17 protein-coding genes are annotated in these 14,695 nt (G+C 66.1%); 11 read left to right on the top strand and 6 right to left on the bottom strand.

Annotated features, from left to right (window positions below; translation table 11 throughout):
* Positions 1 to 223: 223 nt before the first annotated feature.
* Both AC25ND_RS24915 and cobF read left to right on the top strand, forming a co-directional pair.
* Positions 224 to 1,513 (top strand): OprD family porin, encoded by a 1,290-nt coding sequence (locus AC25ND_RS24915; RefSeq protein WP_028692224.1) that lies wholly within the window; start codon positions 224 to 226, stop codon positions 1,511 to 1,513.
* A 64-nt stretch (positions 1,514 to 1,577) separates the two neighbouring features.
* Positions 1,578 to 2,327, top strand: coding sequence for a precorrin-6A synthase (deacetylating) (gene cobF / locus AC25ND_RS24910; RefSeq protein WP_062363392.1), 750 nt, complete (start codon positions 1,578 to 1,580; stop codon positions 2,325 to 2,327).
* Between the two features lie 169 nt (positions 2,328 to 2,496).
* Here the strand turns inward: cobF and AC25ND_RS24905 are convergent, their stop codons facing one another.
* Positions 2,497 to 2,811 (bottom strand): hypothetical protein, encoded by a 315-nt coding sequence (locus AC25ND_RS24905; protein WP_028692226.1) that lies wholly within the window; start codon positions 2,809 to 2,811, stop codon positions 2,497 to 2,499.
* Between the two features lie 160 nt (positions 2,812 to 2,971).
* Between AC25ND_RS24905 and AC25ND_RS24900 the strand changes: the two genes are divergently transcribed.
* Genes AC25ND_RS24900 through AC25ND_RS24890 form a run of 3 tightly spaced genes read left to right on the top strand, consistent with a single transcriptional unit; the run spans position 2,972 to position 5,087 of the window.
* Positions 2,972 to 3,616 carry an STN domain-containing protein gene (locus AC25ND_RS24900; protein ID WP_241776350.1) on the top strand — a complete coding sequence of 215 codons (645 nt, stop codon included), beginning with the start codon at positions 2,972 to 2,974 and terminating at the stop codon, positions 3,614 to 3,616.
* A complete protein-coding gene (locus AC25ND_RS24895; protein ID WP_028692228.1) occupies positions 3,613 to 4,155 on the top strand; it encodes an RNA polymerase sigma factor in 543 nt (180 codons plus the stop codon). The genes AC25ND_RS24900 and AC25ND_RS24895 overlap by 4 nt, the downstream gene beginning before the upstream one ends.
* A gap of 29 nt (positions 4,156 to 4,184) precedes the next feature.
* Positions 4,185 to 5,087, top strand: coding sequence for a FecR family protein (locus tag AC25ND_RS24890; protein WP_062363397.1), 903 nt, complete (start codon positions 4,185 to 4,187; stop codon positions 5,085 to 5,087).
* Here the strand turns inward: AC25ND_RS24890 and AC25ND_RS24885 are convergent.
* Together AC25ND_RS24885 and gspH are read right to left on the bottom strand one after the other, a co-directional pair.
* A complete protein-coding gene (locus AC25ND_RS24885) occupies positions 5,080 to 5,673 on the bottom strand; it encodes a type II secretion system protein GspJ (RefSeq protein WP_062363400.1) in 594 nt (197 codons plus the stop codon). The two genes, AC25ND_RS24890 and AC25ND_RS24885, sit on opposite strands and share 8 nt — an antisense overlap.
* Positions 5,670 to 6,104, bottom strand: coding sequence for a type II secretion system minor pseudopilin GspH (gene gspH / locus AC25ND_RS24880; RefSeq protein WP_062363403.1), 435 nt, complete (start codon positions 6,102 to 6,104; stop codon positions 5,670 to 5,672). The genes AC25ND_RS24885 and gspH overlap by 4 nt, the downstream gene beginning before the upstream one ends.
* Positions 6,105 to 6,219: 115 nt before the next feature.
* Between gspH and AC25ND_RS24875 the strand changes: the two genes are divergently transcribed.
* Complete coding sequence (locus AC25ND_RS24875) at positions 6,220 to 6,660, top strand: general secretion pathway protein GspC (protein ID WP_062363405.1); 441 nt, start codon at positions 6,220 to 6,222, stop codon at positions 6,658 to 6,660.
* Here AC25ND_RS24875 and AC25ND_RS24870 read toward each other — a convergent pair.
* On the bottom strand, positions 6,642 to 7,121 hold the full coding sequence (locus tag AC25ND_RS24870) for a GNAT family N-acetyltransferase (RefSeq protein ID WP_213883712.1): 480 nt from the start codon (positions 7,119 to 7,121) through the stop codon (positions 6,642 to 6,644). The two genes, AC25ND_RS24875 and AC25ND_RS24870, sit on opposite strands and share 19 nt — an antisense overlap.
* A 244-nt stretch (positions 7,122 to 7,365) precedes the next feature.
* Between AC25ND_RS24870 and AC25ND_RS24865 the strand changes: the two genes are divergently transcribed.
* From AC25ND_RS24865 to AC25ND_RS24850, 4 genes are all read left to right on the top strand, one after another.
* The gene (locus AC25ND_RS24865) at positions 7,366 to 7,986 is read left to right on the top strand and encodes a LysE family translocator (protein WP_028692234.1); all 621 of its coding nucleotides are present in this window, start codon (positions 7,366 to 7,368) and stop codon (positions 7,984 to 7,986) included.
* A gap of 18 nt (positions 7,987 to 8,004) precedes the next feature.
* A complete protein-coding gene (locus tag AC25ND_RS24860; RefSeq protein WP_028692235.1) occupies positions 8,005 to 8,877 on the top strand; it encodes an alpha/beta fold hydrolase in 873 nt (290 codons plus the stop codon).
* 293 nt (positions 8,878 to 9,170) lie between these two features.
* Positions 9,171 to 10,307: an HlyD family secretion protein gene (locus AC25ND_RS24855; RefSeq protein ID WP_062363408.1), complete on the top strand. Its 1,137-nt coding sequence runs from the start codon at positions 9,171 to 9,173 to the stop codon at positions 10,305 to 10,307.
* Positions 10,297 to 11,805, top strand: a complete 1,509-nt coding sequence (locus AC25ND_RS24850; RefSeq protein WP_028692237.1) for an MDR family MFS transporter — start codon at positions 10,297 to 10,299, stop codon at positions 11,803 to 11,805. The genes AC25ND_RS24855 and AC25ND_RS24850 overlap by 11 nt, the downstream gene beginning before the upstream one ends.
* A 3-nt stretch (positions 11,806 to 11,808) precedes the next feature.
* Here AC25ND_RS24850 and AC25ND_RS24845 read toward each other — a convergent pair whose 3' ends face one another.
* Both AC25ND_RS24845 and AC25ND_RS24840 read right to left on the bottom strand, forming a co-directional pair.
* Positions 11,809 to 12,414, bottom strand: a complete 606-nt coding sequence (locus AC25ND_RS24845) for an START domain-containing protein (protein ID WP_036986571.1) — start codon at positions 12,412 to 12,414, stop codon at positions 11,809 to 11,811.
* A gap of 80 nt (positions 12,415 to 12,494) precedes the next feature.
* Complete coding sequence (locus AC25ND_RS24840; protein WP_028692239.1) at positions 12,495 to 13,331, bottom strand: bifunctional allantoicase/(S)-ureidoglycine aminohydrolase; 837 nt, start codon at positions 13,329 to 13,331, stop codon at positions 12,495 to 12,497.
* Positions 13,332 to 13,586: 255 nt separating this feature from the next.
* On the opposite strand from AC25ND_RS24840, the gene AC25ND_RS24835 reads away from it, so the two are divergent.
* Complete coding sequence (locus tag AC25ND_RS24835) at positions 13,587 to 14,495, top strand: NHL repeat-containing protein (RefSeq protein WP_186600661.1); 909 nt, start codon at positions 13,587 to 13,589, stop codon at positions 14,493 to 14,495.
* The last annotated feature ends 200 nt before the right edge of the window (positions 14,496 to 14,695 follow it).

Raw genomic sequence — 14,695 nt, 5'->3', positions numbered from 1 at the left:
GTAAACTGCAAACTTTCAATCAATTAGCCGGGAACTTTGCCGGTTTTTTACGCGCTATTCGAAATCACCCTGGCAGCGGCGTTAGACCATGGTCCCATGGCGCAGGCTAGAGCCTTTGGCGGAAAATTATGGATGATGGTCGACATGTATTCGTTCATCGCGTAGTGCCGGTGCAGATGACTGCCCGGATGGTTTTTCGCCCTTCTTTTGGATGTTCCCTCGCATGTTTGCCCCTTTCCCCCTCGCCCCCGGGCGCCGAGTTGCCGGCCTGTTCTTCCTGTGTGCCGGTGTCAACGCCCAGGCCGCCGGTTTTCTTGAAGACAGCAGTGCCAAGGTCGAAGCACGCAATGTCTATTTCAACCGGGACTTCCGTGATGGCCACAGCAGTTCCAAACAGGGTGCGTCGAAACGCGAAGAATGGGCGCAGGGGTTTATTCTGAATGTCCAGTCCGGTTATACCCAGGGGCCGGTCGGCTTCGGGGTGGATGCCTTGGGCATGGTCGGTTTCAAACTCGACTCCAGCCCCGCCGACAGCAACAGCGGCCTGTTGCCGTCTTCCGGTCACGACCCGCGCCACTCTGCCGACCAGTACGCCAAGATGGGTGTCGCCGGCAAGGTGAAAGTGTCCAATACCGTGCTCAAGTACGGATCGATGATGCCGGACGTGCCGTTGCTCAAGTACAACGACGGCCGCCTGCTGCCGACCATGTTCCACGGTGCCTGGCTGACCTCCGAGGAGGTGCGCGACCTCAAGTTCACCCTGGCGCGCCTGAACCAGTACACCGCGCGGGACTCCACCGACCGCCAGGATATCCGCGTGCACTGCAAGAACAAGCGCTATGCCTGTGACATCGAGGCCGACCACTTCGACCTGGCCGGTGTCGACTACCGCGTCAACGAGCGTGTCAGCGCCCAGTACCAGGTTTCCAAGCTTGAGGACATCTACCGCCAGCACTTCCTCGGCCTGGTCGCCAGCCAGCCACTGGAGGTCGGCACGCTGTCGGCCGACCTGCGCCTGATCAAGAGCGACGACATCGGCAACGCCCGCGCCGGGCACATCGACCACCGCGCCTTCAGCGGCATGCTCGGCTACAGCCTCGGTGGCCACAAGCTCAGCGCCGGCTGGCAGCGCATGTATGGCGACAGCGCCATGCCGTACCTCGACGGCAGCAACCCGTACCTGGTCAACTACGCCCAGGTAAACGACTTCGCCGCCGCCCAGGAACGCTCCTGGCAGGTGCGCTACGACTACGACTTCAAGGCCCTGGGCGTGCCCGGCCTGACCTTCTTCACCCGCTATATCAACGGCGACAACGTCAAGGTTCCCGGCAGCAATGCCGAAGGCAAGGAATGGGAACGCGACAGCGAGCTGAAGTACCAGGTGCAGTCCGGCACCTTCAAGGACGTCAGCGTGCGCTTGCGCAACTCCACCTACCGCAGCAACTACGAGAAATGGGCGCGCGACATGGACGAGACCCGGGTCATCGTCAGCTACAACTTCTCGATCTTCTGAGCCGCTTTGCCAAAGGGCCGGTGGTCGGTCGACAATGACCACTGGCAACCAGGCAGGGCAGGCGATGAAACAGCTTCTACTGATCGGCATCGGGCCGGGCGATCCGCGCCAGGTCACCTATGAGGCGGTGGAGGCCCTGCGCCGCGCCACGGTGTTCTTCGTCCTCGACAAGGGGGCTGACAAGGACGAACTGGTGCGCCTGCGCCGGGCCATTATCGAGCGCTACCGGCCCGAGGGCGGCTACCGCCTGGTGCAGGTCGAGGACCCCCGTCGGGACGGTCAGGCGCCGGACTATGTCGGTGCCGTGCAGGACTGGCACGTCCAGCGCGCCGCGTTGTACGCCCGCCTGATCGAGGATGAACTGGGCGCCGCCGACACCGGTGCCTTCCTGCTGTGGGGCGAGCCCGGGTTGTACGACAGCACCCTGCGCATCCTCGACCTGGTGCGCGAGCGAGGCGTGGCGCTGGCCTTGCAGGTGATTCCCGGCATCAGCAGCATCCAGGCCCTGGCCGCCCGCCACCAGATCCCCCTCAACCGCATCGGCGAGCCGCTGACCGTGTTGCCGGGGCGACGCCTGGGCGAACAGGCGCGGATCGACAACGTGCTGGTGATGCTCGACGGCCAGTGCGCCTTTGCCGACCTGGACGACCCGCAATTGGTGATCTATTGGGGCGCCTACCTGGGCACGCCGGACGAGTTGCTGGTCAGCGGGCCGTTGCTGGCGGTGAAGGCACGCATCATCCAGTTGCGCGAGGAGGCGCGGCGGCGCAAGGGGTGGATCATGGATACCTATCTGTTGCGCAGGGAGGGGTAGTGGTGTCCATGCTGTAATTTCGTCGGGCCAACAAGGCGGACCAGGCATTGGTACAGGATTGATTGGCCCGAAACAGATGCAGGAGCGGCCTTGCGTCGCGCGGGCGGCGCTCGATCTTGTAGGCGCTACAACTCTATCGCCAGAAACCCAGCAGACTCCGCCAACCCCCTCAAGGCCGCTGTGGCACCACGGAACTGCCAAAACTGTTACCCATGCGCGTCGAGGTCGCCGCCGGCGTCGCCAGCCCCATCTGGTTCGGCGCCCTGCGCTGCATCTGCCGCGCCGGATCCAGTTGCTCGCGCAGCCCCTTGGCGGCGCGCGGGTCAGTGCCTTGCAGCTGCTGGGTCAGGCAGTCATAAGCCAGTGCCCGTGATTGGCCGACCTGCACGTCGATACAGCCCTGGCCGTCCTTGGGCGGTTCGGCGTACGCCGGCAGGGCACAGGCCAGCAGCAGGGGCAGGGTGGTCAGGGGCAGGCGGGCCATGGCGGGTCTCCGGGCAATCGTTCTTCGGCGCAGTCTAGCCCCTGCAGGCCGCCGTCGGGGTGAAGCTTTGGTTGCCGCTGGCTGTCACCACAGCGTCATACACAGGCCCCAGGATGACGTTTCCCCGGCGACGGCGGCCAGCAAGGAGGCCCGGACAGCTGTGCGTGCATTGCTCGTGGCCGGCGTGCTGATGCTGGCCGGGTTGCTGGCGGCTCCCGGTCTGCGCGGCCAGCCGTTGCTGACCCTGGATATCCCGGCGCAGGCGCTGGACCGGGCGCTGGACAGCTTCGGCCAACAGAGTGGCCTGGCCGTGCTGGTCGACCAGGCCTTGCTCGCCGGTCAGCGCTCCAGCCCGGTCGTGGGCCGTTATTCGGCGCGCGAAGGCCTGCAGCGACTGCTGCAGGGCACCGGTCTGCAGGCGAGCTACAGCGACGGCGGCTTCACCCTGCAACCGTTGCGCCTGCGCGGCACACCCGCGCGCGGTCGCGCCGGTGGCTTGTCACCGGGCAGTTATGCGCTGGCGCTGCAACACGCGGTCGAACGCGCCCTGTGCGCCTCGCCACTGACCCGGCCGGGCGCTTACCGGGCGGCCTTGCAGGTGTGGATCGATGTCAACGGCCAGCTGGTGCAGAGCCGCCTGCTGGCCTCGACCGGCGATTTCACCCGCGACGCAGCGCTCGTCGAGCGCCTGCGCACGGTGCGCCTGGAACAGGCGCCGCCGACATCCCTGGCGCAGCCGCTGACCCTGCTGCTGCGTCCGGAACCTATGGATTGCCCACTTTCGCAAGGAGCTGCGGCGGCATGAACAAACCTCGGGACAGTGCGCTGGTCAAGCTGTTTCTGACCTCCTACGACGCCTTCAGGGTACGCCTGAGGCGTCGACTCGGTTCTGATGACCTGGCCAACGACGTGCTGCAGGAAACCTACCTGCGGGTTGACCGCATGGACGCGACGCACGACCTGCAACGCCCTGGCGCCTACCTGTACCGCATGGCACTGAACGTCGCCGCCGACCGCCGCGAGGCCGACGCCCGGCTGCTCACCGGCGCCGAGATCGAGGCGTTGCTGCAGGTGGCCGAGGACCAGGACCCGGCGCGCATCGTCGGCGGCCAGCGCGAGATCCAGAACCTGCTGGGCGCCCTCTACGAACTGCCGGCCCGGCGCCGGCGGATCTTCATCGCCGCTCGCCTGGAGGAGGCGTCGCACCTGGAAATCTCCCAGCGCTTCGGCATCTCCACGCGCACGGTGGAAAAGGAACTCAAGGCGGCGCTGGGGCATTGCGCGATGCGCCTGGATAGAAAAGTGTTTCAGCGGTTCGGTCCCGGCGCGGGAAAACCGTCTTGAACGATAGTCGACCTCTTCATGTGAGCCCCATGTCCCAGATTCCGCCCGATCCCGACTTGCAGCGCCAGGCCCAGGACTGGCTGTTGCGGCTGACGTCCGGCCAGGCCACCCAGGCCGATGCCCGGGCCCTGCGCCAGTGGTGCGCGCGCAGCCCGGCGCATGCCCAGGCCTTTGCCCAAGCACGCCAACTCTGGCATTTGCTCGGCCCTGCGGCACGGGAGGCGGGGCAGGGTGCGCCGTTGCTCGGCCGCCGGGCGTTGCTGGGTGGCGCGCTGGCGGCGTCGGTGGCGCTGGTGGTCTGGCGCGGCGGCCTGCTCGAGGCGGCCGTGGCGCCAGCACCGGCGTTTGCCACCGAGGTCGGCGAGCAACAACGGGTGGAGCTGGCGCCGGGGATCAAGCTTGAGCTGAACGTGCGTACCCGGGTCAGCCGCGAACTTGAGGGTATCGCACTGCTGGCCGGCGAAATCGAGGTGCAGGCCGGCCAGCCCTTGCAGGTGCGGGCGCAGGATGGGGTGATCAGCACCGAGCAGGCCCGGTTCAACGTGCGTGAGGACGATGAAGGTGTCTGCGTGACTTGCCTGGGGGGTGAGTTGCGCGTGGCCGTCCAGGGGCGCGTCGAGGTGCTGCCGGCGGGCCGTCAGTTGCGCTATGGCGCCCAAGGCATCGGTGTGCCCGAGCCGTTCGATCCGGGCCAGGTGATGGCCTGGCGCGAGCGCATGCTGGTATTTCGCGATGCGCCATTGGCCCGGGTGATCGATGAGATCAACCGCTACCGTCCTGGTCGCCTGGTGTTGCTCAACCCCACGCTAGGGCGCCGACGGGTGCAGGCGCGGTTCAGTTTCGACCAGTTGCGCCAGGCCGCCGAACTGATCCGTGTCGCCTATGGTGCCCGCTGTCTGGAGCTGCCGGGCGGCGTGGTGCTGGTCAGTTGAACGGCCCCAATACCTGGCGATAACGCTCCTCGCCCTGAGGGCCGCGGCGGGTAAGTCGCACCTCAAGACCAATGGGGTTGTCGTCGGCCTCGCTGGCCGGTGCGCGCCAGCCGCCCTTGGCTTGCCAGCTGCGCAGGTCGAAGGCGCTTACGTTATCCAGCACCGCCACCGCGGCCTTGGGCGCGGGCAGCGCAAAGCGCTCGCGCAGCGGCGCGGCGGCGCGATACAAGGTGCCGCCACGCACGTACCAGCGCACCCGTTGCAGACCGCTGCCAGAGACGGCGCCGGAGCGCACCAGCTCAAGCCGGTCGGCACGGGCGCGCACCGCGGGCAGCAACGGCTTGCCAGGCGGTTCGCGGCCGGGCAGGGTCGGCTCGACCAGCTCGACGGTGGCGCGCAGGGCCAGGTCGCGTTCCAGTTGCTGGAACACCCTCAGGATCGCCTGTTGGTCTTCGCTGGCCTCACGCACATGCCGGTCGGCGCGGCTGACGCTGTCCAGCCCGCGCCAGGCGATCAGGCTGACCACCGCCATCAGCAGGATGGCGATCATCACTTCGATCAGGGTGAAGCCCGCCTGCCGGTTCATGGCTGGCTGACCCGCACCTGGCCGGCGGCGTTGCGCGCCAGCTCCACCCGCAGCGCGCCGCTGCGCAGGCGCAGGGTCAGTGGCGTGCCGATCCACTCGCCATCGAGCCATACCGCGCCGCGGGGCTTGCTTTGCACCTTGACCGCCTCGGCCTGCCAGCTGCGCGGCTTGAGTGGGCCGTCAGCAAGCACCTGGCCGTCGGCGCGGATGAAGCGGTAGCCGTCGCGGTCGCTGTGCCAGCGCAGCGGCTGGCCATCGGCCTGGGCTTCGCTCTGCGCCAGTTCCAGCAGGCGCGCAAGGCGCTCGGCGTCGGCGCGCAGGTGCTTGCCCGGGTCGGGGCGGATGTTCAGGCTGATGGCGGCGCTGGCGATACCGACGATCACCAGCACCACCATCAGTTCGATCAGGGTGAAACCACGTTGTCCGTTCACGGGGCGCTCCTTGTCCTGCCAGGTAGCTTGCCCGTGCAAGATGATCGCCGTGTGAAACAAAACCGTGAGAATCGCCCGGTATGCTCGGGCACAGGCACACAAGGAGCGCGTGACCATGCGTATTGTCCATCCCAACCTTTCCCTCGGCCCATTGTTGCAGGGGCTGGGGTTGCTGGCCCTGATCGCCGGCCTTGTGACCTGGACCAGCCTGTTGCTGCAGCCCTCGCCGGGCGTAGCCTCGCTGCAGCCTGCCGAGGCCCTGACACCCAGTGAAACACCGGCCGGGCGTTGGTTCGCCGACCTGCCGTTGCAGGCGCAGATCCAGGTCAGTGGGGTGATGGCCGGCAGCCAGGGCGCGGTGGCCATCGTCAGCATCGACGGCGGCCCGGCGCGTGCCGTGCGCAGTGGCGAGGAACTGGCCCGCGGCGTGCGCCTGGTGGCCATCGAAGGCCGCGGCCTGGTGATCGAGCGCGGCGGCCAGCGCAGCCGCGTCGAGGTGCCGGTATTGGCGCAGGCGTCGTTCTGGGGGCAGGCGCCTCAGCCTTCGGCGAACTGACGCAGGCGCTCGCCGTCGAGGCGGTAGCGGATCCACTCGTCCTGCGGCTCGGCGCCCAGCGAGCGGTAGAAACCGATGGCTGGCTCGTTCCAATCCAGCACGCTCCATTCCAGGCGACCGCAGCCATTCTCCACCGCCTCGCGGGCGATATACCGCAGCAGCTTGCGCCCGGCACCGTCGCCGCGCTGCTGAGGCGTGACGTAGAGATCCTCGAGGTAGATGCCGTTGCGCCCCAGCCAGGTGGAGTAGCTGTAGAAGTAGACGGCGAAACCGATGGCCTGGCCGTCGCGCTCGCAGACCAGGCTGCGCACCGTGCTGCTCGCGTCGAACAGGCTGTGCTCGATGTCGGCGAGGGTCGCCACGACTTCGTGGCGGGCGCGCTCGTAGTCGGCCAGTTCGGTGATGAAAGCCAGGATCTGGGCGGCGTCGCCGCGAACTGCGGGGCGGATGGTCACGGGCATGGTGGGCTTCCTTGTGATCGGTTGGGTACAAAGGTGATCGGTAGTGTCAGGGAAAACGAAGTGAGGCCGCCAGGTGCCTGGCGGATGATTTGCCGCGCCGATGATGTAGAAGCGGTCAGCAAACATGCATATGAATGGAACAGAAATTTGTATCTGCTCAATTTCGCGCAACTGTACCGGTCATTACCCCCAGCCCTCCGCTACTGTGGCCTTTCGATAATCAGAAAAGCCGGAAACCGCCGTCATGCTTGCCTCGCTCGATCTGCTCAGTGCGTTCGTCCTGTTCGCCTTCGTCTCTTCCATCACCCCCGGCCCGAACAACACCATGCTGCTGGCGTCGGGGGTCAACTTCGGCGTGCGCCGCACCATTCCCCACGCGTTGGGCATCAGTGTCGGTTTCATGGTGATGGTGCTGGCGGTCGGCCTTGGGCTGGGCGAGGTGTTCAAGGCCTGGCCGGCGCTGTACAGCATCCTGCGCTACGCAGGTGCGGCGTACCTGTTGTACCTGGCCTGGAAGATCGCCACGTCCGGTCCGATGTCCGGCGACAGTGGCGGCAGCCGCAAGCCGCTCGGGTTCTGGGGCGCCGCTGCGTTCCAATGGGTCAACCCGAAGGCCTGGGTGATGGCGGTCGGGGCGATCACCACCTATACGCCGGCCCAGGGCTACGTGTTCAACGTGATTGTCATTGCCGCCGTGTTCGCCCTGGTGAACCTGCCGAGCGTCGGTATCTGGGTGATGTTCGGCAGCGCCTTGCGCAACCTGCTGCGCAATCCGCGCGCGGTGGTGCTGTTCAATGTCCTGATGGCCGTGCTGCTGGTGATTTCACTGTATCCGCTGCTGTTTGTAGAATCGGCGTTTTCCTAGAGCCGATGAGTGCCGTCGATGGAGTTGATTCCCTGGTCCCATGAATGCGCCGAAGGCTTTACCCTGCGTGGATGGCGAACCCCCGCCAGCGGCAAGCCGCTGCTGCACTTTTTGCATGGCAACGGTTTCTGCAGCCTGGTTTACCAACCTATGCTCATGCGCCTGGGTGAACACTTCGACCTGTGGTTGAGCGATGTGCAAGGCCATGGCGACAGTGATCACGGCGGCGCCTTTTGCGGTTGGAATCGCAGCGCGGCGCTGGCGGTAGAGGCGTTCGAGACCGGGCGCGGCGAGTATGGAGATGTTCCACGTTACGCCCTGGGCCACAGTTTCGGCGGCGTGCTCACTGGCCTGATCCTGGCCAGCGAGCCGCAGTTGTTCCAACGCGCCGTGTTGCTCGACCCGGTGCTGTTCAGCCGACGCATGATCGGAGTGATGGGCGCCGCCGCCATGGTCGGCCTGCACCGGCGCCACGCTCTGGCGCGCAAGGCCGCCACCCGCCGTAGCCACTGGCCCGATCGTGAGTCGGCGCAGGCCTCGCTGCAAGGGCGCGGGATCTTCAAGGGCTGGACCGATGCCGCCTTGCAGGCCTACGTGGAGCACGCCATCGGGGATTGTGGCGAAGGCGTGGTGCTCAAGTGCCGGCCCAGCCGCGAGGTGGAGATCTTCAGTTCGTTCCCCGAACGCATGTGGCAGCACCTGGGCCGTATCCAGACGCCGACGCGGATCCTGTACGGCGAGCAGACCTATCCGTTCGTGCCGCACTCGGTACAGCGCCTGGCGGGGCTCAATGCCCAGGTGAGCGGGCAGCAGGTGGCGGGCGGGCACTGCTTCATGCAGGAAGATCCGTCGATGGCCGCGGAGCAGGTGCTGGCGTTCCTGCAGGATTGAAGGCATTCCACAGCCAACGCAATCTCCTGAGCGGCCTTACCGAGGCGTCGGACCGGTCGGAAAGGGCCGCGAAGCGGCCCCAGGGCTTCAGCGTTGACGCATCAATCGCTGGGGCTGCTGCGCAGCCCATCCGAACGGTCCGACGCCTCGGCAAGGCCGCTCACAGGTTCCGCACGCAGGATTAGCGTTGATTGATCTGCTGTCCATTTCACGACGATTGCTTGCCGATTCACGAGCGAACGACAATCACAGTTTCCGTACCCTGGCGCTCCCCCCATCGGATGGAGCCCAGCATGAACCAGGCGGTCAGCCCAGATCCCCAGCACACCCTCGAGCAAACCCAGATCCGGCGCCGCCAGCGCCTGCTGCGCTTCGGCCTGGCCGGGGGCGTAGGTCTGCTGTTGGCGGCCTATGGCGGCTACTGGTGGCTCGATGGTCGTTTCCTGGAGCAGACCGACGACGCCTACGTGCGCGCCGACTGGGCACCGATCAGCGCTCGGGTCAGTGGTTATGTGGCTGAGGTGGCGGTGGCGGAAAACGCCGCGGTCAAGACCGGCGACCTGCTGGTGCGCCTGGACGAACGGGACTTTCGCGATCGCCTGCGCAAGGCCGAGGCGCACCTGGCGGTGAGCGAGGCGGCGTTGCAGGTGCAGCGCATGCGCCTGCGCGCCTTCGCTGCCGAGCAGGACGAGCAGGCCCATGCCATCGCCCGTGCCGACGCCGAGCGTGGTGGCAGTCGCGGCGAGGCGCAGCGGGCCGAGGCCGACTGGCAGCGCTACCAGCACCTGGCGCAATGGCAGGCGGCCAGCGTGCAGCGCATGGAGCAGGCCCGCGCTACTCGTATCCAGGCCCAGGCCATGCAGCGCGCGGCCGACGCCGAACTGGCGCGCCAGCATGCACGCAAGGCGATGCTGGAGCAGCAGGGCAAGCAACTGGAGGCTGAGTTGCTGCAACGCCAGGCCGACCTCGACCAGGCCCGCGCCGAGGCTGACCTGGCCCGCAGCGCCCTGGCCGACACCGAGATCCGTGCGCCGTTCGACGGCGTGGTCGGCCAGCGCAAGGTACGCCAGCAGCAGTACGTCACCCCCGGCCTGCCGCTGCTGGCGGTGGTGCCGGTGGCACAGGCGTACGTGGTGGCCAACTTCAAGGAAACCCAGTTGGCGCAGATGCGTCCCGGCCAGCCGGTGACGCTTGAGGTGGACACCTTCGGCCAGCACTGGCGCGGTACGGTGGACAGCGTCTCCCCGGGTTCCGGCGCGGTGTTCGCGCTGCTGCCGCCGGACAACGCCACCGGCAACTTCACCAAGATCGTCCAGCGCTTTCCAGTCCGTATCCACCTCGACCCGGCGGGTGACGACGGCCCACGGCTGCTGCCCGGCATGTCGGTGATCGCCACCGTCGACACCCGGCAGGCCCGCCATGAGCGCTGAAGAAAAGGTCTCCCTGCGCGCCTGGGTGGCGGTGATCGGCGGCCTGTTCGGCTGCTTCATGGCTGGCATGAACGTCCATGTCACCAGTGCCGCCCTGCCCGAGATCGAGGGCGCGCTGGGGGCCAGCTTCGAGGAGGGCTCGTGGATCTCCACCGCCTACCTGGTGGCCGAGATCAGCATGATCCCGCTGACCGCCTGGCTGGTGCAGGTGTTTTCCCTGCGCCGGGTGATGCTGGTGGGCTCGGCTGTGTTCCTGGTCAGCTCGGTGAGCTGCGCCATGGCCGGCAGCCTGGAGGCGATGATCAGCCTGCGGGTGATCCAGGGCGCCTCCGGTGCGGTGCTGATACCGCTGTCGATGCAATTGATCATCACCGAGCTGCCGGCCAGCCGCCTGGCGCTGGGCATGGCGCTGTTCAGCCTGTCCAACAGCGTGGCCCAGGCTGCCGGGCCGTCGATCGGCGGCTGGCTCACCGACATGTACTCCTGGCGCTGGATCTTCCTGCTGCAGTTGCCGCCGGGCGTGGCCCTGCTGGCGGCGGTAGCCTGGTCGATCAAGGGTCAGGCCGGGGATCGCAGTGCCTTGCGCCAGGCCGACTGGCTGGGCATCGCCGCCATGGCGCTGGGGCTGGGTGCGTTGCAAGTGGTGCTGGAGGAGGGGGGGCGCAAGGACTGGTTCGAGTCGCGCTTCATCGTCGGTTTCAGCCTCGTCGCGATGATCGCCCTGGCGTTGTTCATCCAGCGCCAACTGTGGGGCACACGGCCGTTCATCAACCTGCGCCTGCTGGGCAGCTACAATTTCGGTGTATCAAGCCTGGCCATGGCGGTGTTCGGCGCAGCCACTTTCGGCCTGGTGTTCCTGGTGCCCAACTACCTGTCGCTGGTGCAGGGCTACAGCGCCAGCGAGATCGGCAAGAGCCTGATCGCCTACGGCATGGTCCAGCTGCTGCTGGCGCCGTTGCTGCCCCGGCTGATGCGTTGGCTCAATGCCAAGCTGCTGGTGGCCAGCGGCTTCGCCATCATGGCCCTGGGTTGTTGGCTGGGCTCGACGCTGACGGTGGATTCGGGCAGCAACGTGATCATCCCTTCGACTGTGGTGCGCGGCATCGGCCAGCCGTTAATCATGGTGGCGCTGTCGGTGCTGGCAGTGAAGGGCCTGGACAAGGCCCAGGCCGGCTCGGCCTCGGCGCTGATCTCGATGCTGCGCAACCTGGGTGGCGCTTTGGGCACGGCGTTGCTGACGCAACTGGTGTCGCAGCGCGAGCGTTTTCATTCGGTGCGGGTGGGCGAAGGGCTGACGCTGTTCGACGGCGCGCTGCAGCAGCGCCTGCCCGATGGCATGGTCGATCCGCAGTCGCCACAGGTGATGCAGACCCTGGCGCTGATCGACCAGAGCGTGCGCGAGCAGGCCTACCTGATGGCCTATTCGGATGCGTTCTATCTGTCGTGCGTGGCGTTGCTCGGTTGCGCGCTGGCGTCCCTGCTGCTGCGCAGTCGCTAGCCATCACGGCTGGCGTTCGGCCACGGCGCGCAGGGTCTTCAGGGTAACCATCGGCGCATCCACCACGAAGCGATTGGCCAGCCAGCCCGGCACATCGCCGGCCGGGTCGGCGCGTAGTTGGTAGGTGACCTCGGTCTCGCGCTCGCCCAGCGGACGCATGACCCATTCGCCGCTGAGCCGGCGCACCCGGATCAGCCCGGGCGCAGCCGGCACCCGTCCGGGCTCGGCGCTCAGGTGACGGACCAAGGTGTCGCTGTCGAGGCGCTCGGTGCGCACCTTGAGCACCATGTCGCGGGGCTTGGCCGGCCAGGGCAGGGCGGTGGTGAGGTAGACCCAGGTGGTGTCGCCGTCCACCTCCAGCAGGCGCATGTCGGCGCAGGCGTACAGCCATTTACAGGCCACCCGCAGGTTCTCCTGCAGGTCGGTGAGGGTGCGCAGGCTGGCCTTGATCCGGGTGATGCCGCGGAACTGCTGGTAGGCCGAACCCTCAACGCTGCTCAGGTAGACATCGATGCCGTCTTCCTGGTGGGCGAGTTGCCAGTCGTCTGCCCACGGCAAGGTGCCCGGCAGCAGGAGCAGCAGGACAAACAGAGGGCGCAGGAGGGGCATGGCGGGGACGCCGAAGGAGGAAGGTCCGATCAGTATGGATCAAGACCGGCAGGAGCGGGCGTGCCCGCTCCTGCATTGCATCAACGCTGCGGATTGAGCGTCAGGTGCACGTGACGGTTGACGTCCTTGTACAGCAGGTAGCTGAACGGGCCTGGGCCGCCGGAATAGCAGGCCTGCGGGCAGAAGGCGCGCAGCCACATGAAGTCGCCGGCCTCGACCTCGACCCAGTCCTGGTTCAGGCGGTACACCGCCTTACCTTCCAGCACGTACAGGCCGTGTTCCATGACATGGGTCTCGGCGAACGGAATCACCCCGCCCGGCTGGAAGGTCACGATGTTCACGTGCATGTCGTGGCGCATGTCGGCCATGTCGACGAAGCGGGTGGTGACCCAGCGGCCTTCGGTGCCAGGCATCTCGATGACGGTGGCGTTGTCGCGGTGGGTGACGAACGACTCGGGAACCGGTAGGCCCTCGACCTTCTGGTAGTGCTTGCGCAGCCAGTGGAAGGTGACATTGGCCTTGCTGTTGTTGCGCAGGCTCCAGTCGGCGCCCGGGGCCAGGAACGCGTAGCCGCCCGGCACCAGGGTGTGGTGCTTGCCTTCGACGGTGATGTCGATTTCACCCTCGACCACGAACAGCACCGCTTCGGCGTTCGGGTCCAGCTCAGGACGCTCGCTGCCGCCTTCGGGGGCCACTTCGACGATGTACTGGGAGAAGGTTTCAGCGAAACCGGTCAGCGGGCGGGCGATGACCCACATGCGCATCTTGTCCCAGAACGGCAGGTGGCTGGTGACGATGTCACGCATCACGCCCTTGGGGATGACGGCATAGGCTTCGGTGAACATGGCACGGTCAGTCAGCAGCTCGGTCTGAGCCGGGTGCCCACCGTGGGGGGCGAAGTAGGAAGGTTTCGACATGAACGGTCTCGACTTGTTGTTCTCTCCCCATGCCTTGGACCACACCGGCCGGTGCGTGCAGGGGATGCACCGACAGCATAGGGGCGGGCCGGCGCCATCTACAAATTAAATGTTGGAATACCCGGTATCCAGTTGCTGAATGTCATGACAGCATTCTCATGGCGCCGGTGTAGGAAGTTTCCCAGGGTTTACGGCCATGACATTTTTTTCACATCGCCTTGCTAGCATCGCCAGCACTTCCACGGAGCTGAATCGATGATACCTGTCCTGCGCAAACGTGCTGTTCGCCTCGCCCTGGCCGGTACCGGAGGGCTGCTGGCCTGTACCCTGGGTTTTTTCGGCTGGCAGTCCTTCTACCCGGTGCAGGCCGCCGAGGGCTGGGACGTTCAGGTGCTGCACAATTCGGTGACCCGGGCCGCCTCGTTGCTGCCCCAGGCCGACGGCAGCTTGCTGGTCAGTCGCGAGCTCAACGGTGGCAAGGGCAGCATCATGCGCATCACTGCCGAGGGTGACCGGATGGTGGTGCTCGATGGCCTGTCCAAGCCCGACGGTATGGTTGCTGTCGAGGGTGGATGGGCGTTCAGCCAGGAGGTAGGCGGGGCTCCGGTCAGCCTGTCGCGCGATGGCAGGGTCAGCCAGCTGTTCTCGGGCAACAATGTGCAGGGGTTGTATAACGATGGCCAGCATCTTTATGCCATTGAGGACCGCAAGGGTGATGGCCGATTGATGCGATACGACTGGCGCAGCGGTGAGGTCGATGTGCTGCGTGCGGGGTTGACCGAGACCGAAGGGCTGACCCGTTGTACCGATGGACGGTTGCTGTATACCGAGAAGGCTACCGGCAAGATTCGTGCGTTCAATGCCGAAGGCGCTGATCCGGTGGTGGTTGAGGGGCTGCGTAACCCGACGTTCCTGCTTTGCGATCAGCGTGGATTGTGGATCAGCGAGGATTCCACTCATCGGGCGCGGTTGGTGCGGATTGATGGTGATGGTGCTCGGCATACGATTCTCAGCTATCTGAAGGCGCCTCAGGCTATTGTTCCGGATGGCAAGGGGGGGTATTTGCTGGCTGAAGGAGGACGGGATCGGGTGTTGCGGTTGACGCCGCCGGTCGAGGCCAGTACGGCTCAGGTCGACGCGTTGCCTCGAGGGCCTGAGGCCTGAGGCCTGACCTGGCGTTGTTGTTGTTGTTGTTGTTGTTGTTGTTGTTGTTGTTGTTGTTGGGTGGTTTTGATAGTTGTATGCGCATTCATTTGCGATGTTGACGCTTATTCACCTTTCCGCCCTTACGGCGGGTTACTTAATGAGATGGTCACCCCGGCACCCTGCGAGGCGTACGCTTTCGCAGGGTGCTTTTACTTCGG

This window comes from Pseudomonas sp. P110(2024) (assembly GCF_057480795.1).
This window is presented reverse-complemented; position numbering and strand designations above follow the sequence as displayed.